Raw genomic sequence first — 21402 nt, 5'->3', positions numbered from 1 at the left:
CGCAAAAACTGAGGAAGTAGTCGGTAAGATGAAGCTTGAACTCCCTTAACCTATAATTGAAGCAATTCAATATATTATTGCCTAAGAACTAATCCTTTATTAATCAAAGAATTTTAGAATATTTTTTTGATGAAGCAGTACTTTTTACATCATTTCATAAAAAAATTAGTACCGCTAGCAATCCCATATTTTAGATAGGATTTATTGAGTTTATTAAAATTTAATCTATATATAAAAGTATAATCCTAAGATCTAGCCTATAGAATTTAGAACTGGCTCGATATTAAATTGGAGAGTAAGCATGGATGCATCTAAATTTTGTAAGCATTGTGGAAATAATCTAACACCAGATGCTCAGTTTTGTAGTAAATGTGGCGCATCTATAGAAGCAGATTCTTCTTCCTCTCAGATACAAAGTCCATGTTCCATTAAAGAAAGTCATCAGAAATCGCCCATTATTGTACTTATTTTAGGTTTATTTTTAGGAGTTTTTGGGATTCATCGAATTTATGTGGGAAAAATAACTACCGGTTTATTAATGCTCCTTACAGTAGGAGGACTTGGCATTTGGTATCTAATCGATTTAATTCTTTTAGTTACTAACAAATTTGAAGATAAAAATGGCAACTTGATTCAACTCACAAAAAATCCGTCCTCATTAAAAAAAGTACTAATGATAATTGGGGCTATTGTTGCATGGTTTTTACTATTTGTTGGTACGGTATTTTTAATCATATTGTTCCTGACAAGCGGCTTGATTCACTCTATTAATCATCAGCTCAGTGCATTAAAGGCTGGTAATATTGAAAAAGCATACTCCTACACTTCAAAAGACTTTCAAAAAGCGACCTCTCTTTCTGATTTTAAAAAATTTATAAATCAGTACCCATCATTAAAAAATAATGAGAGTTCATTTTTTAACGAACGAGTTATTGAAAATAATAGAGGATTTGTCAAAGGAACCCTGACTGCAAAAGATGGTGCAAAAACCCCCATTGAATATCGCTTGATATGGGAGGATGGAGCATGGAAAATTTTAAATATTACGGTAAGTTATACTGGAGCAGGAATCGATGTAGATCATAACAAGTTTACTTCATCAAACGTATCGACATCTCAAGAATTTACATGGCTCAATTTCGATAATAAAAACAGCAGATACTCTCTAAAATATCCCAGTAACTGGGAATATATTAAATCTGGAAAAGGAACTATTGTCTTTAGAGGAAAAAAAGGCACTGATTCTCATAATACAACAATTACTATCCAAACTCTTTTGACCAAAAAAAATAAAGGAACATACGCAACCATTCAAGACTTGAAAGATGATTTAAAATCACAGATTTTTGCGAACGCCAAAGAACCTAAATTATTACAACAAGGAGAAATCGATCTGCCCCAAAATCCAAAGAGATTTCATGGGGAATTTCTGGTTTTTAATTACAAATATAAAAATAAAGAATTTAAGCAAATGTATATAATCTTCCTAAGAGATGATGGCTTAGCTTTTTATACCTGGAGCTATGCTTCATTAATAAAACAATATGATAAAGATCTTTCTCTCGCGAAGGGGATGTATGAGTCATGGGTTATTTATTAAATTGCATGTCTTATTATCAGAGCGGACTATGAATAGGATATAGAAAAATAGCTACTCCTAATAAAGAGAATTTCGATATGCTCTAAAAATTACCTACAAACCGGGCGACTATGATGCAACAATTTTGTATCGCAACTTTTTGTAAAGTTCTGGTATTAAAAATAAAGGTAAAGCAGATACGAGAATCACCCCCCAATTGCTAACAGATAAAGATGTTGTATGTAAGACATGTTGTAGCGTTGGTGTATAGACCGCTGCAACTTGCAAACCCATCATACAAAAAATTGCGACTAAAATTGACTTATTTGAAAACCAACCTACCTCTGAGATTGGTGTAGTCAGGCTTCTAAAATTTAAAGTATGAAGATTTGCCATGACTACCACAGCAGTAAAAGCAATCGTATTGGCCACGGCATAAGAGTGCGGAAGATAAAGCTGATAAATAAGGAAACTCACTACGGCGATGTAAGATCCAAATAACCCAAGCAGTAAAAAAGAGTTCCTGTTTATAATACGCTGATTGATAGCCCTTGGAGGTTGTTTCATAATGTCACGTTCAGCGGGTTCAATACTTAATGAGATAGCAGTAGCACTATCGGTTATTAAATTAATCCAAAGAATTTGGATGGGAATCAGAATAAGTGGCCCCCCAAATAACATATTAACAAATATAACTAATACCTCGCCTATGTTTGAAGAAGTTAAATAGAGCACAAACTTGCAAATGTTCGCATACTGACGCCTTCCTTCCTCCACAGCCGCGATAATTGAAGTAAAATTATCATCCAATAAAACAATATCTGCGGCACTTCGAGCAACATCTGTGCCACGTACCCCCATGGCAATCCCCACATCGGCTTGTTTCAAAGCGGGCGTATCATTAACACCATCTCCCGTCATAGCTACAAGATTTCCTTGATTTTGTAAGAGTCTTACAATTCGTAATTTATCTTCTGGAACTGTTCTTGCGAATAAAATATCTTGTTTTAATACCGTGCTTAACTCAGAATCGCTCATTTGTTGTAATTCATTACTCGTTACAGCCTCTGTAACATTTAAACCAATCTCGGTAGCAATTGCCTTGGCAGTAATTGGTGAATCACCCGTGATCATAATGATTTTGATGCCTGCTTTTTGGGCGACTTTAATTGCATGAACTACTTCAGGTCTAGGAGGGTCAAGTAAACCGATAATTCCAAGAAACGTTAAATTGCTCTCAGCTTCATGCACATTCACTTGCGCTTGCTTGGGAATTTTTTTTCTAGCTAATGCTAATGTTCTCAGGCCCTTTTGTGCAAAGTGAGTATAAGCATATTCTATTTTTTTCTGCTCTTCAGGACCTAATCCGATTTCATTTCCATCCATTATAAAATGGGTACATAAAGGCACTATATGTTCTGGTGCACCTTTGACATGTATCATTTGACTATGTTCCAATTCCTCAATAACCGACATTCTTTTGCGTACCGAATCAAAAGAAAACTCATGGGTTATATTGCCTTGATGTTTTTGTTCTATTCCCGCTTTGAATGCAGCAACGAGTAATGCAATTTCATCAGATGGTCCTAAAGTCTCCCAGCTCCCCATTTCTTGATTTATTTGAGCGTGATTACATTTACTGCCTGTATTTAAAAGACTCATAAGTTCAAATGAAGATTGCGGATTTATTTGCTGGTTCTTTTTTATAAACACTCCTACAGGCTCATATCCTATTCCTGTAACATCGATTGTTTCGCCTGCGGTCCATATTCTCTCAACTTTCATTTGATTTTTTGTTAGTGTGCCTGTTTTATCAGTACAGATAATGGAGACAGCACCTAATGTTTCGGCAGCTTCAAGGTGACGTAGTAAGGCTTTTTTATTAGCCATTGTCCGCGCTCCTAAGGCTAGGGCAATGGTAACTACCGCTGGAAGCCCTTCAGGAATTGCAGAAACCGCAAGAGATATTCCAGTCATTAACATGTTAATTAAGTCTCGGCCTTCGAATATCCCGATTAAAATAATAATTATTGAAATCACAACGGCTAAAACGCCAAATTGTCGCCCTATGACAGACAGTTGAGTTTGTAATGGCGTTTTTACTTCAACAATCTTATTTGCAAGTCTTGAGATGCGGCCTAATTCCGTATCCATACCGATAGCAACAACCAGCCCTATCCCATGGCCATTAACAATATGCGTCCCCATGAATGCCATATTTCGTTGATCCGATATTGTTGTTTCTTCTGGCAATGGGGCACTAAGCTTCTCCGCTGGAACTGATTCACCGGTTAGAGCCGCCTCATTGATCATAAGATTCGCTGACTTGATTATCCGCATGTCGGCCGGCACAATATTGCCGGCCCTTAACACAACACAATCGCCAGGAATAAGATTTTTAACATCGATATTTTGTTCTTTTTTCTTATTGATAATCGAGCATTTAGGTGAGAGCATTTTTTTTAATGCCCTGAGTGTTGTTTCTGCCCTCAATTCATGAAAGAAACCTAGAAATGCGTTAAAAATAATAATTGCTAAAATAGCTAATGCATCAATTTTATCAGAAAGATAGAATGAGAGAATCGCTGCGATGATCAGAATTAGAATTAAAAAATTGAGAAATTGTCTCGCTAATATGAAGTACCATCGTACAGGTTGAGCCTCAATGAGTTCATTTTTTCCCCGGTTCATTTGTTGTTTTGCAAGGGCGATTCTAACTTCGTCTACTGTTTTTGCATGCCATTGCTTCATATCAATTTCCCTATTTAACGGAGGAGTTTATATCGATTTGTTCCTATTTCTTTAAATAGCAAATTTATTTATTTTATCTTTTATTAACTATAATAAGTTAATTGATAATATCCATCATGTTAAAAGTTAAAGAAATATCATTCAAAATATTTTTTATGAGGACATATATCAGGAGGTAGCAAATGGAATTTTTGCGCCGTAAAAAGATAGCGCTCTTGATAATAGCGATTCTGGTCTGTCTTTGCTTGATTTTGATTCCCAAGAAATTATCAAGAGAGCCTAAAATAACGCCAGACCTTACCCCTCCAATTGAACGAGTCTTACCTAGCCCGACATATTCCAGCCATATTTCCATTGAAGAAGCACTCAAAAAACGGCGTTCGATAAGACAATATAAAAATCAAGCAATAACCTTACAGCAGGTTGCCCAATTACTGTGGGCCTCGCAAGGGATAACCTCTAATGAAGGCTTTCGAACCACCCCATCAGCAGGAGCACTCTATCCATTAGAAGTGTACTTGGTGGCAAGAAACGTCTCCAACTTGTCCGCAGGCGTTTATCATTATGTGCCATCAAAACATATCTTACAAAAAATAAAGGAAGGGGATATCTCGGCTCAATTAACCCGAGCTGCATTAGGACAAAGCACAGTGAACTCCGGTGCTGCCAACATTGTAATTACGGCTGTTTTTTCACGAACGATAAAAAAATACGGCAAACTAGGAAATCGTTTCGTGTTTATGGAAGCAGGACATGCAGCGCAAAATATTTATCTGCAAACTGTTTCTTTAAATTTAGCTACCGTATCAATCGGTGGATTCGATGATGTCCAGGTAAAACAAGCCCTGGGAATTACCAATGAAGAGCCTCTATATATTTTGCCTATTGGAAAAAAATAAAGAGCTGAATGAAGATAATAGTCGCTTGGCAGTTCCATTATTTTTCCAAAACAGGGTAAGCCGTTGAGGAAATTTAACAAGTATTTTAGGCTATTGAAATATTAGTTTATTCTAATATAATGTGAGGATGAAAACATTAACTAATAATCGCCTTGAAGTCATGAAAAATAATGCTTCCAAGGCCGCAAAAATGCTTAAACTCTTGGCAAATTCCAAGAGGCTGCTTATTTTATGCCATTTGTTGAAAAATGAACGCACTGTTAGCGAGCTTCAGGATTTGATTGGATTATCCCAGTCAGCGCTATCTCAACATCTTGCCAAAATGAGGCAGGATGGCTTTTTATCCATTACAAAAAAAGGAAAATATGTTTATTACCATATCAATAAACCTGAAGTAGAGGCGATTTTATCAACGTTGTATTTAATTTATTGTAAAGATTAAATTTTAACCAATATATTAGAAAAAGATAATATAATGACCAAGGATATTTAATGTTGCTCAGTTGTCATATAATAAAAAAATACCTCATACTGATTGTTATCGCCTGCTCTTTATCGACCACACTCTGGGCGCATACAGAACAACCTATTTCCTACCCTCATGCAGTAAAACAAGCCTTAAGCCATAATCCATCAATACAAAGCGCCAAGACTTCAATCGAAGCCGCTTATGGTGCTTTGAAACAAGCAAATAGCATGAGTTGGCCTCAGCTGGGGTTAGAACTTAATGGGACGCGAAGCAATAATCCCCTGTCTGTATTTGGGTATAAATTAAGTCAGGGGAATGCATCTTTTGCTGATTTTGGTGCCAACCAATATACAGGGCCAAGTACTTTATTTACGAGACCTAATGCGTTAAATCATCCTGGTTATTACAGTAATTTAGATACCGCGTTTAAATTGACTTTACCCATTTATTCAGGTGGAAAAATAAAAGCACAACAAGAAAATACTCGCGCATTACTGATATCGGCCCAGCATGGGAATCAACAAGCACAAAACCAATTGGCCTATCAACTTTATGTTTCTTATGAAGGCTTTTTAACAGCCAATCAATTGATCCATGTTGCCCAGCAGCAAGTTACTCGAGCAAAGGAATTTTTAGCAACCACCAAAGCGTTAAGAAAACAGTCGCTTGCTTTGGATAGCGATGTATTGATGGCGGAGGCTTATTTAAATAGCTCCTCTCTAGGTTTATCAAGCGCACGATTACAAGCAGAAAATGAGCTGGATAACTTTAGAACACTTATGGGCAATCCTAATAGTTACCTTATTCCAAGTCAGCATACTACTTTGAGGAAAAGAAACAGCCGATTAAACACCCTGATATCTCAGGCCCTGGAAGAAAATGCGTCGATTAAAGCGCTTCGCTCCCATATAAAGGCAGAAAAGGCAAATATTCTTGCATCTCAATCTTTATATAAACCACAAGTCAATCTTCAACTAAGACATGATTGGAATGGCTACACACTCGGTTCAGGATTACCCTCAGATACGATCGCGGTAGGTGCTAATTGGACCCTCTTTAGTGCAGGAGAGCGTGCAGGAGCGGTTCAATCAGCTACAGCCAAGGCGAAAAAAGCACAATTTGAATTAGATGAACAACGTAACCAACTCAAACTTCTTCTCAGGCAATTAACACGTAATGAGACACAATTTAACTATGAGTTGCAATTAAGCCGTCAAATGGCTGAAAAAGAAGCAGAGGTTATCAAAAAATTAAACAAACGATTTGGCCGAGGCTTAATACCATTGAGCGCATTATTGGAAAGCCAAATGAAATTGACGCAAAGCAAAGCACAAGAACTTCAAACCTTGCATCAATTAAGACTTACTCAAGCACATATTTTGATGCTAACCAATCAATTAATTCCTAAGGCAATCACGAAAGCCTGATTAACTGATACCTCTTAGGGAGACGCTATTGTGAATGATATTCCTTATTCAAAGGATAAATTAAATAAAGCAGGGCAACTGGCAAGAACGTTTATTCAGTCAAAGCTTACTCTTCTTTTAATCATTAGTATTTTGTTATTTGGAACTCTGGCTCTAGAGCGCACACCAAGAACTTATAATCCTGAAATTATTGTCCCAGCAGTAACCATTTCGGTGAGTCGGCCTGGCAGCGATACTCAGGAAATACTTAATCAAATCGTTCGTCCCTTAGAGGGACTGATGGCTTCTATCCCCGGAGTAGAACATACCTACGGAATGGCTATAGATGACAGCGCTTTAGTAACTGTGCGTTTTAAAGTGAATGAAAATGAAGAGAGTAGTCTGGTTAAGGTTTATAACCAGATTAACAGTAATATGGACAAAATGCCTCCGGGCACGTTGATGCCCTTAATCCGTTCCGTTAGTTTGTATGATGTTCCATTGGTAACAATTACCCTGCATGCTAAAGGGGAAAATGCAGTCAAGCTCCGCACACTAGCGGATAAAGTGTTAGAACAATTACGTGCCGTACCTCAGGTAGGAAAAAGTTGGGTAATGGGCGCATCACCTAATGCCCTACGTGTATGGCTTAATCCCCAAAAAATGGCAGAGCATGCTATTTCAATTGCTAATATCCAACAGGCGCTATCCATTAACAACATCAGCCTTGCTGCGGGTACTCTGGAACGTCGATTTAGTGAAACCCCGTTACGCATTGAGGGTTCATTGATTTCCAACAGGGATTTAGCCAACATTATCATTGGCACTGATGGTGCAAAACCCGTTCTGTTAAAAGATATTGCTACTATTGAGAAGGGTCCTGAGCAGGAATCCATTGCTTCTTATTTTTCGTATGGATCACATGTAAAGCAAAACAACCATGATTTAGAGCCTGCTGTAACCATTGCGTTAGCACGTCAAAAAGGGAGCAATGGGGTAGACGTGGCTCAAGCAATCCTTAAAAAGCTTGAACTGATGCAACATGATAAATTGATTCCAGAAACTATTAAAGTCTCAATTACCCGTAACTATGGTGATGAAGCAAATAATGCAGTCAATACCTTAGTCGAGCATTTAGGTATTGCGATTGCCAGTGTTGTTGTCTTGCTCATGCTATTTTTAGGTTGGCGAGAAGCATCCATCGTAATTTTTTCCATCCCGCTCATTTTATGTTTAGTTCTTGGGATTGGTTGGTTGTCGGGACAAACGATTAATCGTATTACCCTGTTTGCCTTGATTCTCTCCTTGGGCTTATTAGTTGATGACAGTATTGTGGTGATTGAAAACATTCATCGCCATATAATGAAAGGAGTACAACGTAATTTCACTCGTTTACTAATTTATGCCGCTAATGAAATTGGCAAGCCAACAATTATTGCCACCTTTACGGTAATGTTAGCTTTGCTACCTATGGCTTTTGTTGGCGGAATGATGGGCCCTTTTATGGCTCCCATTCCTTTTAATGCGCCTTTAGCAATGATTGTCTCGCTTTTTATTGCCTACAGTGTTGTGCCCTATCTGGCCTATCGCTGGCTTAGAAAAAAAGCACATAGCCAAATTAATCAAGAACATCATGAGTATACAACGCTATTGCAGCGCATTTATCTATATTTATTCAAAGGATTACTCATTTCATCTAAAAAACGACATTTATTTTATCTGAGTATCGTGATTCTCTTAGGTGTCGTGTTATTACAGCCTTTATGGCAATTTATTCGTCCTTCAGGCGCTAATGGACCATTAAGTCCTCTCGGTGTTGAAATTAAAATGCTACCCGATGATAACGTCAATACATTCTTAATTTCCGTTGATGCTGGGGCAAATGCCACTTTAGAGAAAACAACCGCTGTAGTAAAAGCGATGAGCCAAATAATTAAACAAAATCCCTATGTCTATGACTATGAACTGTATTTAGGGGAAACGGCACCGGAGGATTTTGCCGCCATGGTGCGCGGGGATAATCTGTTACGGGGAAGTCAGTACGGTCAGATTCGGATTAATTTGCTGAATAAACACGATCGTAGTGTGGGCTCTCATGAAATAGCAGAAGCAGTCTATCAAAGCCTGATGCCAATTAAACAACAATACCCTGAAAGTACTATTAAACTCTTTGAAAGTCCTCCAGGCCCTCCTGTTCGCTCACAAATGGAAGCTGGTCTTTATGGCCCTAATTATAATGACTTAAGAACAATCGCTAATAAAATCACTCAATCGGTATATCCCGAAATCTATGGCATGATTAATATTGATAATTCCGTCATGTCAGATGCAAACCAATACCGTATTGAAATCGATCACAACGCAGCCATACTCGCTGGATTACCGCCACAAACGGTAGCCCAAGAAGTTGCTGCTTTTTTCAAAGGAGTTTATGTAGGTAATGGACATGAACCTAATGCTAGAGAGCCAGAACATATTATCTTGCGATTGCCTCGTGATGCACGGGAAGATGCTCACGTATTAGATCACCTCTATCTTAAAAATCAACAGCAACAACTGATTCCACTGGCACAAATTGCCAGATTACATCTTAGTAAAGAGCAAAAACCAATTTTTACTAAAGATCAAACGCCTATTGTTTATGTGACGGGAGAAGTTTTAGGTTCCAGTCCCGCCTATGCAGTCACTTCTGCGACACAAATGCTAAAAAAACCGCCCTTTTCGCTTGAGATAGGTAATTTAGGCTTTCATGAAGAACAACCACAAAATTTGACCAAGAATCAATTATTCTGGCTAGGAGAAATGCGTTTAACCCTTGATGTATTTCGTGATCTCGGCTCTGCCTTTATTGTGGCTATTGTATTAATTTACATTTTACTGACTGCTTTTTATCAATCGTTTTTTATTCCCCTTATTATTATGGGGGCGATTCCTCTAACGATTATTGGTGTATTTCCAGGCCATTGGCTCATGCACCAACCGTTTACAGCAACGTCCATGATTGGCGTGATTGCTTTAGCAGGGATTGTAGTTCGTAACTCACTGTTATTGATTGATTTTATTTTGGAGCATCAACATCGCGGATATTCGATTGAACAGGCAGTGATTGAATCAGGAGTTGAGCGTCTCTTGCCTATTATTTTGACTGCATTAGCAATTATTTTAGGATCCGCTGTTATGTTATCAGATCCAGTATTTGGTGGGCTTGCCATATCCTTAATGTTTGGATCTTTTGCCTCAACCGTTCTTACCTTATTCTTAATTCCCTTAATTTATTTAAGTTGGTGGAAAAGAATGCATAAGCGTAGTTAATGATCAGGAGAAAAGTATGAGTATTGAACGCATTATTCGAATTGTTGCAGGTTTTTTCATTTTGATTTCGCTCAGTCTTGGAGTTCCTGCTAGCCCAGTGTTCATCAGTTCTAAGTTTTTATGGTTTACCGCTTTTGTCGGTGCAAATTTGTTGCAAAGTGGATTTACTCAATTTTGCCCACTTGAAATGATTTTAAAAAAATTCATTAAATAAATTCGATATGAATTAATTAAAATAGTTACCCCTCATTACATAACATTGTTAAATGGCATATATCTTGACCGCTTCTCCGCCAATTTGTATTAATGCGCGGGGAACATCTTACTTTTATCATATTCATTCTCAGCAATATCAGTTTGATGACGAATATCAGACAAATGTTTCTTAGGCATTTTATCAAAAAAAGCTATGGATTTATCTTGCCCACCAACCAAGTATGAATGAGCAGCAACACCTTCTAACAACCTATCCTTGTAAGCTTTTTGTGAAATAGAATTCATCGTATCATTTTGTTCATTAGTAGCTATAAACAAGCGTATTGCTTCTGCAGACTCTAAGTTATTCATAGATAATGCTATATCCAATGCTGTGCTACCATCCTCCATTTGATAGTTTACATTTGCACCAGCATTAATTAACGCAACTATTATCTCTGGGTTGCCAATAAATGCAGCAATGCATAGGGGTGAGAATTGATCTTTATAGAGAACATTAACATCAGCTCCATGTGTTAATAAACTTAAAACCGACTTTTCTTTATTGTTGTAGATCGCGCTTATTAATGGGGTATTACAATTTAAATCTTCTTCGTCAATATCTAAATCTAATGAAATCAAATAGTCTATAATCTCAGAATGCCCCATCGCGGCTGCACAGTGAAGCATAGATTCTCCTTTCTTATTACAATGATTTTTATCTGCGCCGTTTTTAATTAAAAATTTAACAGCTTCAAGGTGTCCTTCCTGTACAGCCATTGATAATGGAGTTTCACCATCATATCGTTCCTCATCGATATCATACTGTTCCGGAAGCATTACCTTCATTGCTTCAATATCACCAGATTGGGCGGCAAGAAAAAAAATCGATACATTATCTTCATTTGTTCTACTGATTATTTGTTTATCAATAGGAAGGGGGCAAAGAGAATTTAATTTAGATGTTAACGTTGGATCAAGGTTTAAACCAAAACAGTTCAGACTAAAAATGGTATATTCAGAAGGCTCATATTCAATTTCCTCGTCTTCTTCAATTTCAATCTGAGGATTAAGTGCTTGATACAATTCCTCTGCTAACTCAAGACTATTTAGTTCCTGGTGATAAAATCCAGTAATTTCAGACCTGATTAAATTATCCGCATTTAATAATGCCCAAGCGTCTTTTGGTTGATCGTAGCTTAAAGCAATCGCATGTTCATCAGACTCTAGAATAAAGCCAACCACTTGTTCACATGATTGGAGCATTAATTTTAATTGTTCAAAATAAATAGTAAGTTCCTGTTTATCTTTTGCATGATAAGAACGATGCAAAAGCTTGGGGGCTGCATTTTCTAATTGTTTGGGAGCTGAAATTTTATGGTTTGCAATGTAGTTTTGCATTACATGTAGACCATGGATTTCGGGATAAAAATCAGGGTGAAGCTGTAAGGTAATGCTTTCAAAAAAAGGACGAATTTCAAGAAATGCAAATTCTTCGTCAGTTAGAACTGGATTATCTTTGGTTGATTGTTTAATTTTATCATACACGATTTGAATCTTATGCAATAACTCAGCTGGGTTTTCCTGGCATCGTTCAATTAATTCGAGTCGACGATAGAGAGTATCTCTATCGTTACAAAATAACGCGTCTAAATATTTACACGAAAGACCATAACATACTCCTTTACTTGTTCCCTTTTGGGGATTCATAAATAATCCATTAATAGCAATTAAATTTTCATGATTAAGCATAGGACACAACTTGGTTAAGACAATAGATAATTAACATGCCAACGATTTGCACATAATACACAATGATTATTAATTAACTATTAAGTGCTTTATACCTCCAATTTTTTCTTTCATATTATTTAGGGGATGCTTACTCATAACCATGATTCTTCATCTCACATAAAATCAAATCATGGGCGGATCGCGTTCAATTAGATCGTTTTGACTATTTAACTCTTTGTAATGTGCGTCATTAGATAATTTATTATGGGATGACGAATTGATTCAAAAATTTATATCTATACTTTCAATATGGTGTTTAAGAGAACATAACGTGGTTTCAAAAGAAATTATAAATAGATTACTGTCTGATTTATCCAAAATAAATCAAGCAAATCAGAAAGGAATATTTAAAGACAAGATATTGGCAGGACTCTGCTTATCTTTAAAACACTGCTTAGATCAAATGAACGAAACTGATGAAGAGAATCTAAATCGCGAGCGATTAAATTCTCTCGAAAAAAACCTCATTAGGTTATCAGTACACTGGCAAAATAATTATCTTAAATCAACAAAATTATCACCCTTGTTCCATAGTTTTATGTCGCAATCGGCTAAGTTCCTGGTTTTATGTAACCCTAATCCGTCTATGGAAGAGCTGGTTAATCAAGTTTCATCAAGTACACGTGCTAAAAAACAAAATATAAGTACCAGGCAGTTAATAAATGAATCTTTATTTAAAAATCGAGATTCTGAAGAACAATTGATTTTACTCCGCAAACTCAAGTTTGCCCAAATATTCCTTGGATTCTCTCATGGACAACTTCCTTATGATCTCATTTTATCCATAAATGAAAACTTATCCGACAGACTTAAAAGGATAACGGAAGTAAAAAATTTCACTCAATATGTTGATCTTTTAAATAAGTCAGATTGCTTATATCTGGCTAACCCCCATCTACAATCCTGGTATACAAAACAAATGCCCGATGAATTGAAAGGGAAAAAGATTGTGCCTTTGGGTTCTAAAGAAGATGAACTCACCAATTTAGAGAGTGCTAATCATGTCGTGTATTGTTTGGAGCGCATTACCAATTGTGTTGCATTAATTGTTAAAGCCGATGATCTGCTATTTGTTTCCCATATTTACTCTGGAGACAGCTTTGATGAAAAAATAATGAATGAATACAGATCAAAGATTATGGAACACCTTGGTAGTCAAGAAAATCTTCAAGTGTGCATTATTGGATACAATATAATGTTTCCACATCTATTTACACTGAGAGCAGATCAAAAAACCATTCAAATTAATGAGTTTAAGTCAATTGATGATCGAGGTGACATGGATGTTTATTTCGATGCGGAAAATAACCAGATAGCTGTTAACTCAAAATTTGATGGCAATTGGCATATATATCAAGGTGTGTTCTTAACTCCAGAACAAATGAAGCTGGAACAAGATGTCGAACAGCAAGATTTTAGACCCAAATAAATATATCTAGTAGTTATAGGGTGAGACCCTGAATTGTGAATTTACAAAAACTATAGTCGTAATTTTTTGACCAATTTACTTACACTAGAATAATGAGCAAAAATACTCCCCAATTTCTTTTAAACTAAATTGACCACTCTTGTATTGGTCTTTTGTGCTCTCTTTTTTGTAACGTCAATCAGTTCATCAATCTTCAATTGAAAGTCACAATTCAGGGGCTAGCTTCATTAATGTTCTTGCTTATGGATTATATCAATTATAAGATATTTAAAAGTTCTACCATGTGATTTTCTATACAAGGAAAAAAATAAATTTTTTTCTTAAAATTTAGGGATAAATATATGAATCAATTTTTAAAACTGGGTTGTGGTTTTGGGTTAATAACAGCTTTAATAGCTGCCCCTGCTCAAGCAGGCACAATGGGACCTGTGCAAGCAAACCATGCAATTACACCCTTTATAAGTGCTGAAGCCTCTTGGACTGCATTTGATTTGGACTTTTTACATTCTACCGTTTCTGCCATTTCTTCAAATAAAGATGCTTGGGGCGGGCGTGTGGCTGGTGGCTTAATGTATTCCTACTTTAATAATTTTAGTTTTACAGCAGAAACCGGCTGGTCTTATTTAGGCAAGAAAAATGAGTATAAAGACAATGCTTCTAGCACCGGCTCTCTTTCTTTAGATGGTGCTGACCTTTTATTGGGGGTTTTATATCAACCTACCAATTTTGGTGTATTCCTCAAAGGGGGAACCTTTTTTGAAAATGCACGATACAAATTTACTAATAGCAAAGTAAGTACATTATCAATAAGCGGTTCAAGTGTTACTATAAACAATGGATTCACTGGCAATTTAAATCAAAGCTATATTTTACCTGAAGTAAAAGTGGGTGCGGTTTATGATATGGAACGTTGGGGGGTATCAGTAGCTTATACACATGCGTTTGGAATCACTAATCCACAATTTGATTTTAACGTTGATTCTCCAACCAATAACGTGATTAACATTAACGCTGTACCTAATTTAAAAGGTGTACAAGTTAATTCTGTTCTTTTTGGTGCCTATTATAAATTTGCATAATGTTCCTCTAAGAACATCTGTGAAATCTCAAAGAATAATATACGTGAGTTATTCCGCTTCTCAGGTGTATTATTCTTAGGCATGATCAGTCAAAATCATGCCTTCGCTCTAATTAAAGACTAGATCACAAGCTCAAACTTCTCTCGTGTACTGACCGCTTAATCCACCGCTGTTTCACTTATCCGGTTAGGCCCTGATCGATCCCGTAAAATTTGTACAATCAGGATTTCTGTACCCAAATAAAAAGGAAATCAGTATAATTCCCTCATTCTTTCTTCAAAATTTGATAATATAAATCAAAGTTTGAGAAAATCAAAAAGGATAAGAAATGCTAAATTTTTTTAAAACAAAAGAACATTATAGCTCTCAAGGTAGAAATTATGCGGGAGAAAAATACCTGAATACCTATGCTGACTGCATTGAGAAGGTTATAAAAGACCCTACTCCAGAAAATATAAAAGCATTAAAAGATGCTGGGAATAATTTTACTGCTGCAATTGATGTTAAATCTTGCGAGCAGTCCTCGACACGCTCATTAAAATGAAATTGTCAAAAGTTGTCATTCATTTATGACTATTCCCTTTTTCTGGCAGTTCAAAGGATAGCAGGATGAATATATTTTGTAGCTTAATGTATGGCTAAAAAGAAACAAACTGCACTAAGTGCAGTTTGCAAAAGGATTGTTTTTCCTTACTCAAGAGAGGGGGCATTGGTATGGTGCTGTTCGGTTTCTTTTGGCTCCGATACCGACTTAAAAAATCCCCCTAGATATTTTGTTTTTTCATTTAATTTGGCCTGCTTTATTTGCAGATTTGCACCAATTTCCTCGACAAGCTCCTTTTTTTTCATTGTCCTTTCTTGTACTTCCTGAAGCCTTTCATTAATCCCATTTATATCCGTGCTTAGCTTTTTGACCTGATCTTCACAATGAAATATTGCACCATCAACACTACCTATTTTGGCCATTTCCCGATATCCAGGCGACTCGATACTGGCGCTGCTTTGTTTCAAATGCTCTTTAACTTCAAAATTCCGATTCATTTCATTAGTGATATTACTATAAATATAATTAGCTAATAATTTTTGAACATAACTTTTTTCTCCTTCATCGAGTTCACTTACCACTGTGCTAATCTCGTGCAGTGCTTTCTCGTAATATTCTTTTTGTTTCGCAATAGCCTCTAATTTGGTTAATATTTGATTAACAACTGCTACATCCCCTCCATGTTGCAAAAGCGCTTGATCATAACGCTTCTGGAGTTCTTCGACTTCAGAAGACAATTTTTCCAACTCTTTATGCTTCTCATAAATGAATACATTGGCTACAATAATGAGTAAAGCAATGAGCACATATTTTGATTTACAAGATATTGTTTCATACATTTCCGGTGTAATTTCTTTTTCTTTTTTAGCAAAAGCATAAGTAGCAATAAGACGTTCTAACCAAGGATTTGCTTTGGAGCGGAAAATTGGTTCGAGCAGGTTTACCGCAACTGCAAGGCGTCCAGTTTTTTCACGAGCATCATAAAACATTTGATCGAATAATAATTTGCAGGCCGCGCTTACAACGAGACTGTCTGTTGGATTCGCAGGCCTTCTTCCAGGAGCAGTTGATGCTGCGTTAGAATCGGTAGAATTATTACTTTGCGAATCCACTGTCTGTCCACTGGAATCAGAAACATCACCCTGGACTGTCTGCACCGATTCTGTTGGATTCGCAGGCCTTCCAGGAGCAGTTGATGCTGCGTTAGAATCGGTAGAATTATTACTTTGCGAATCCACTGTCTGTCCACTGGAATCAGAAACATCACCCTGGAGTGTCTGCACCGATTTTGAAGAATCTAAGCTTGTTGTTCTGTAGTTTGAAACATTGTGATCGAGCCACTGCTGCATATGATCAAGGCACCTACCTGCCTCTCTCCCTGCTTCAAAAATTTCCTTTAGTTCTGCATATCCTTCCGCATAGAGTTCTGCTACTAATTTTTGCTCGTCAGATAATCGCTCTTTCAATCCACGGATCTGCATTCCAGGTCGTGATGGTGTTTTAGTTGGACGTTTATAACCACCAAAAAATTGCCTATAGTCCTTTCTCGTATACATAAATCACCTCATAAAAAATATCTAACCTAATAGACTTAATAAAATTGGTGATTGCGAGGAATACTATAAGCCAGATTCGCTGAACCAGGCTTAATGAGTATGTAACGAATACACGTTTCTTCATTAAGTCTTATCAGCGACAAACCCGTTTAGTGATTAAAACTAGGAAGTACCAGTCCTCCGTAAATCCTTTGGGAGAAGATAGGCCGCTATAACTGAAGTTTTTATTACAATCAGCTATTGTTCAATAATTATACCATCAGTTAATTTGTTACGCAATACTGCGCTTATAAATAGCAGGAAAAATGAAAATAAAAGAAATTCTTTTTATTAAAGTTGAAAGGAACAAAAAAGAGGCTCAAATTGATGCAATATTAATAGATCCTGTTGATAACAATAGAATAGCCTTCTAGGCTTCTTTACCATTTTAAGCGACCTAATAAAGTTTCATTTTTAACCTATACTAATATAAACACTCGGATTTACAGGCAGTATCATGAATTCAGATCCTATTCATCCTGATTCTGAAGAGTCTCAGCCATTACCATCAGACTCACAAGAAGGTCCAAGAATGGAAAAGAAACCTGTCCCAGCTCCTGATTCGGATCTGATCGATTACAGTAGTGATCCTGAGCAAGAATGGCGAGTCTATCAAAATAACTCAAAAAGTCTTAGTGATGCATGGAATAGCGATCAGGAACGTTATGCACAGCTTTGTCATGCAGCTGTAGAACAATCTCTGCAAAAGTTAAAAACCGAACCCATGAGTGTTAAATCGTTATATGAGTTTTTAGCCGAGCAAAGACATGCAATTGCGCTACAATTGAACCAACCATCAAAGAAGAGAGTTGGGATCATGAGAGCCTATGATGAACCGGGCAATCCAAGTACTCCAGTTTTGCCAAATGGCAAGTATCAAGATTTCTTTCCTGAAGTCAAAGAGCGAATCCGAGCGTTATACAATAAAGAGCCCCAGGCACAGGATGGATATGTAATTCAGAAAGATACTAACAAAGGAAATTTCAGACGAGGTGATTGGGTTGTCATAAAAGATGGTGATTTGCCCTTGACAGGAATTACCTATCCTAAAGAACCACTACCACATATGATGGGATTCGATCCAAGCTTTAATTTTCTTCACACCGAAGCCCAATATATTCCCAAGGTTTATGAAAAAATTGATCGACTGTTTCATTCAGTCCTTGAACATCCGGAGCCAACAAAAGAAAACATGCAAAAAATAGGTGAAATGGTATGGTATTTGGCTCATGCCATGCCTTGTGATCGTGGTAGTGCCGCAACGACAGAATTGTTTGCCAGAACGATGATGAAAAAAATTGGTTTACCGGTTATACCCTATGAGCATCCAATCCCCCTAGATTTTGAAGCATTAATTGAACCGGATAAAACGAAATTTATTGAACGTTTTACCAGAGATTTCTATCCCAAGCTAAACCAATACTACGCCTTGACTTCTGAGCAAGAAACATCACAAGATGTTAAACAAAGTACAGGTCTTTCTTTATCTAACACGTCCCTTTTTAAAAATTTTAAACAGGAATTAAACAAAATTGTCAAAACAGCGGGGGACGTTCTGGAAAATTGGAATTCGCCAAAAAATCGATAACCGCTATTTCAGCATAGCTTGCACTAACGGGGCTAGCTCCTGACCCCGAAGTGGTTGTATAGATATTTTTATAATTTTAAACCATTATCAACAGCGGGTGCATTTACAGAGAGAGCTCGTTCAATGTAGTCAGGATTAACGAATGTTTCTACTAAACAAGAAGAAACCGGTACTAAACCTACCTTTGATCGTCCTGTACCTATCACATGAAAAATCTTATCTACAAACCTGTTTACATCATACATTCCACCGAAGTCAACCCCCTTTTGTTTCCCAACTATTGCGCATATTTCATCACATTCTGCTGAGACTTTTACAACATCAGGAGCTTCTCGATAATAATCACCAGTTTGTAACAAACGTTCAACTACTTTATTTTGTTCTTTATCGCATATCGGTGGGCACATTATTGCTTGTTCACTTATGTCAGTGAATACAGCAGGATAACACCCTACTATAATAGCTCCGTCTCGTGGCAACCAATATCTGTTTGCTCCATAACAATTAGCAGTAGATACATTAGGAGTCCATGATAACAAATTAGGATCTCCGCCTCTCATTACTTGACGCCCTAGATCACTAAATTCCAAGTCCTCATAATTCGAAGCCTGAATTTGGGTGATTTGCTGAATTTGGAGCATATTTTTGAGCTGAGGCTTGGTTACCCCGCGGCAGAGTTGTCTTTCACCTACATCTACAAGTTCAGGCTCCCATGGTTTTAGTTTGCCTCTTGTTGCGACTCTGGATGCAGCTCCAATTACTCCCCCTCCGCTAATTGCTTTTTCTACAATTTTGCAGAACATAACTCACCTCGTGAGCACAGATTAATCTACATGAATTATTATTAATCATAGGCATTGAATGGCTAAGTTGCAATTTTTCAAATGCTGTGCAGATCGCATCACAGACAACGTTACCGAACAAAATATGGACATTGATTATGGGGAAGCTATCGATGATAGCTTAACCTAGATACGCAACCGATATAAAAAGGCAGAGAAAGGGGTGTCCTTTGAAATAGATGGATTGAACAAGTCATTCTAACATTTCATGGGCTGACCACTTAAGGGAACAAAAATATTCCGGCAAAAAACCGTGCCGATATCTTTTACAAAGTTCAACGTCAGCTGTAAGGCAGCCTCTGCTCCAGCATTGATGGAAAAGGATAAGTTTATGAAAGTAAATCCATCCTATTATCCTACTTTGACTTGAGAACGCACTTCTTTAAAATCAGCATCAGGTAAGGTTTCGAGTTCATTGTCTCTAGCCAAAGCAGCGTGAATAAAGCGAGTCAATGAATGGCGCGTATTCCCTGAGCCTTGCAAATGCTTGCTTAAAAGAGACAGCAAAGCCTCTTTATTTAAATCAGATGAGTCACTGATAACCCTTTGCAAGTTTTGAGCTCTTAAAACACCACTTTCACCATGAAACCAATGTGAAAATCGCGTTATGCCTCGTATTCCCGTTGCATTTTCTTTGCACCAATCCAAATAATTGCAGATGCCTGCATTTACTTTTTCAACAGATTCATCGATGGATAATTGAGCAACTCTTTGAGTAAATTGATTGACTTTAATCTCATTAAAAGAAAAGAACACATCAATGCGCCGCTTATTACTGCCACGAATGTCGCTACGTGTAACTTGTGCATGACCATGTTTAAAATCCGCATCAAGATAGTTCTCTCCACCCAGATTGCTATCGTGTATCGAATCATCAATTACAAGTACAGTAGCAGCCTCTTCATCTAGTTTTTTTCCAATATCAGCGGTTGAGGCAATCACATAAGAAATCTTATGTTTGGCCAATATTTTTTTTAATGCCGCTGTCGTACTTGGATTTAAAATTTCCTCATTAATAAGCAGAGGTTTGTTTTTTGCTTTTAAGAAGGGAAGATGCAATAAGATAGAGGAAAGATTTGCATTAATGTAGTAATAGTCATGATAAGCATGGGGCGGGATTCTTCTTTCAAATTGATGATCAAATTCATCACAATAAACGTCCGCACTTTCCCCACAATGAGCAATGTAATTTTTTCCAAAAGTTAATAGAAACAAAGAAGAAGCCGACTTCTTTAATTCCGCATAAGCTCCAAGAAAAAGAGGATAATACTCATCGGTGAGACTGTCTCTATTCCTAAACTTCAATTGTCTTTTAGAAAAATCCTTACCTATAACAGCTCCGATATCATCAAAATCAATCGCATACACTACATCGCACTCTGCTTGAGAAATGTCCGTATTTGCTTTTCTTTCTTCTACAGTTTTAAAATGCCGAACTCGAATATTGGCGCCATTTTGATTTAATCGATTTATGATTGCCTGTAGAATTTCTTGCTGTGCTTGATTATTATCGGTTTCGATACAATCTAACTCTAGATTTTTGTAGCCATGATAATAAAGCTTCAAAAGAATCATTAAATCTTGAAATAAGCCACCGCTTCCTAAGCTTAATAAACGAATGGTTGATTTTTTATCATTGCTTGCTACGGCACTTAAAATTCGTTCTTCGTATTTAGCACGAATATTAGAAAAAGATGAGCGAGAATGCGCTTGCGTAACGGCACACCAACACTCATATAGCCAATCATAACCTGGTCGCATTGCCCCATAAGAAGAACTCCTACTTTGAGTAGGATTTTTATAAAGAAATGAAATCCAACGATTAAATTTCTCTAAGTCTAATTGAGCAACTTCTTCTGCTGTATATAATTTATATCGACTCATGTTTATTTTAGAATTTATAAAAATGTTGGCAGTATA

The 21402-nt window shown here is 36.9% G+C and carries 15 protein-coding genes; 10 read left to right on the top strand and 5 right to left on the bottom strand.

Annotated features, from left to right (window positions below; translation table 11 throughout):
• The first annotated feature begins 301 nt into the window (after positions 1 to 301).
• Positions 302 to 1600 (top strand): DUF4864 domain-containing protein, encoded by a 1299-nt coding sequence (locus tag BW930_RS06390; protein ID WP_058467378.1) that lies wholly within the window; start codon positions 302 to 304, stop codon positions 1598 to 1600.
• Positions 1601 to 1708: 108 nt separating this feature from the next.
• On the opposite strand, the gene BW930_RS06385 is transcribed toward BW930_RS06390, so the two are convergent.
• A complete protein-coding gene (locus BW930_RS06385) occupies positions 1709 to 4330 on the bottom strand; it encodes a cation-translocating P-type ATPase (RefSeq protein WP_058467377.1) in 2622 nt (873 codons plus the stop codon).
• A 182-nt stretch (positions 4331 to 4512) separates the two neighbouring features.
• On the opposite strand from BW930_RS06385, the gene BW930_RS06380 reads away from it, so the two are divergent.
• From BW930_RS06380 to BW930_RS06360, 5 genes are all read left to right on the top strand, one after another.
• Positions 4513 to 5229, top strand: coding sequence for a SagB/ThcOx family dehydrogenase (locus BW930_RS06380; protein WP_058467376.1), 717 nt, complete (start codon positions 4513 to 4515; stop codon positions 5227 to 5229).
• Positions 5230 to 5356: 127 nt separating this feature from the next.
• Complete coding sequence (locus BW930_RS06375) at positions 5357 to 5671, top strand: ArsR/SmtB family transcription factor (RefSeq protein WP_165481607.1); 315 nt, start codon at positions 5357 to 5359, stop codon at positions 5669 to 5671.
• 50 nt (positions 5672 to 5721) lie between these two features.
• Positions 5722 to 7125, top strand: coding sequence for a TolC family protein (locus tag BW930_RS06370; RefSeq protein WP_058467375.1), 1404 nt, complete (start codon positions 5722 to 5724; stop codon positions 7123 to 7125).
• Between the two features lie 30 nt (positions 7126 to 7155).
• The gene (locus tag BW930_RS06365) at positions 7156 to 10416 is read left to right on the top strand and encodes an efflux RND transporter permease subunit (protein WP_058467374.1); all 3261 of its coding nucleotides are present in this window, start codon (positions 7156 to 7158) and stop codon (positions 10414 to 10416) included.
• Positions 10417 to 10432: 16 nt separating this feature from the next.
• Positions 10433 to 10630: a YgaP family membrane protein gene (locus tag BW930_RS06360; protein WP_058467373.1), complete on the top strand. Its 198-nt coding sequence runs from the start codon at positions 10433 to 10435 to the stop codon at positions 10628 to 10630.
• Between the two features lie 89 nt (positions 10631 to 10719).
• On the opposite strand, the gene BW930_RS06355 is transcribed toward BW930_RS06360, so the two are convergent.
• On the bottom strand, positions 10720 to 12321 hold the full coding sequence (locus BW930_RS06355) for an ankyrin repeat domain-containing protein (RefSeq protein WP_162262996.1): 1602 nt from the start codon (positions 12319 to 12321) through the stop codon (positions 10720 to 10722).
• 355 nt (positions 12322 to 12676) lie between these two features.
• On the opposite strand from BW930_RS06355, the gene BW930_RS06350 reads away from it, so the two are divergent.
• The 3 genes from BW930_RS06350 to BW930_RS06340 all read left to right on the top strand — a co-directional run bounded on the left by BW930_RS06350 (position 12677) and on the right by BW930_RS06340 (position 15457).
• Positions 12677 to 13834 carry a hypothetical protein gene (locus BW930_RS06350; RefSeq protein ID WP_058467371.1) on the top strand — a complete coding sequence of 386 codons (1158 nt, stop codon included), beginning with the start codon at positions 12677 to 12679 and terminating at the stop codon, positions 13832 to 13834.
• Between the two features lie 341 nt (positions 13835 to 14175).
• Positions 14176 to 14913 carry a hypothetical protein gene (locus BW930_RS06345; protein ID WP_058467370.1) on the top strand — a complete coding sequence of 246 codons (738 nt, stop codon included), beginning with the start codon at positions 14176 to 14178 and terminating at the stop codon, positions 14911 to 14913.
• 328 nt (positions 14914 to 15241) lie between these two features.
• Positions 15242 to 15457 (top strand): hypothetical protein, encoded by a 216-nt coding sequence (locus BW930_RS06340; protein ID WP_058467369.1) that lies wholly within the window; start codon positions 15242 to 15244, stop codon positions 15455 to 15457.
• Positions 15458 to 15603: 146 nt separating this feature from the next.
• On the opposite strand, the gene BW930_RS06335 is transcribed toward BW930_RS06340, so the two are convergent.
• Positions 15604 to 17013, bottom strand: coding sequence for a coiled-coil domain-containing protein (locus BW930_RS06335; RefSeq protein WP_058467368.1), 1410 nt, complete (start codon positions 17011 to 17013; stop codon positions 15604 to 15606).
• Positions 17014 to 17509: 496 nt separating this feature from the next.
• Between BW930_RS06335 and BW930_RS06330 the strand changes: the two genes are divergently transcribed.
• The gene (locus BW930_RS06330; RefSeq protein ID WP_058467367.1) at positions 17510 to 18640 is read left to right on the top strand and encodes a type III effector AvrB4-1; all 1131 of its coding nucleotides are present in this window, start codon (positions 17510 to 17512) and stop codon (positions 18638 to 18640) included.
• A gap of 68 nt (positions 18641 to 18708) precedes the next feature.
• Here the strand turns inward: BW930_RS06330 and BW930_RS06325 are convergent, their stop codons facing one another.
• Both BW930_RS06325 and BW930_RS06320 read right to left on the bottom strand, forming a co-directional pair.
• Positions 18709 to 19443: a hypothetical protein gene (locus BW930_RS06325; RefSeq protein ID WP_058467366.1), complete on the bottom strand. Its 735-nt coding sequence runs from the start codon at positions 19441 to 19443 to the stop codon at positions 18709 to 18711.
• A 390-nt stretch (positions 19444 to 19833) separates the two neighbouring features.
• Complete coding sequence (locus BW930_RS06320) at positions 19834 to 21366, bottom strand: hypothetical protein (protein WP_058467400.1); 1533 nt, start codon at positions 21364 to 21366, stop codon at positions 19834 to 19836.
• Positions 21367 to 21402 lie beyond the last annotated feature (36 nt).

The sequence above is a fragment of the Fluoribacter gormanii genome (assembly GCF_900156395.1).
GTDB classification, from domain to species: Bacteria; Pseudomonadota; Gammaproteobacteria; order Legionellales; family Legionellaceae; genus Legionella; species Legionella gormanii.
Note: the sequence above shows the minus strand (reverse complement) of the source record. Positions and strands in the feature narration are given on the sequence as shown.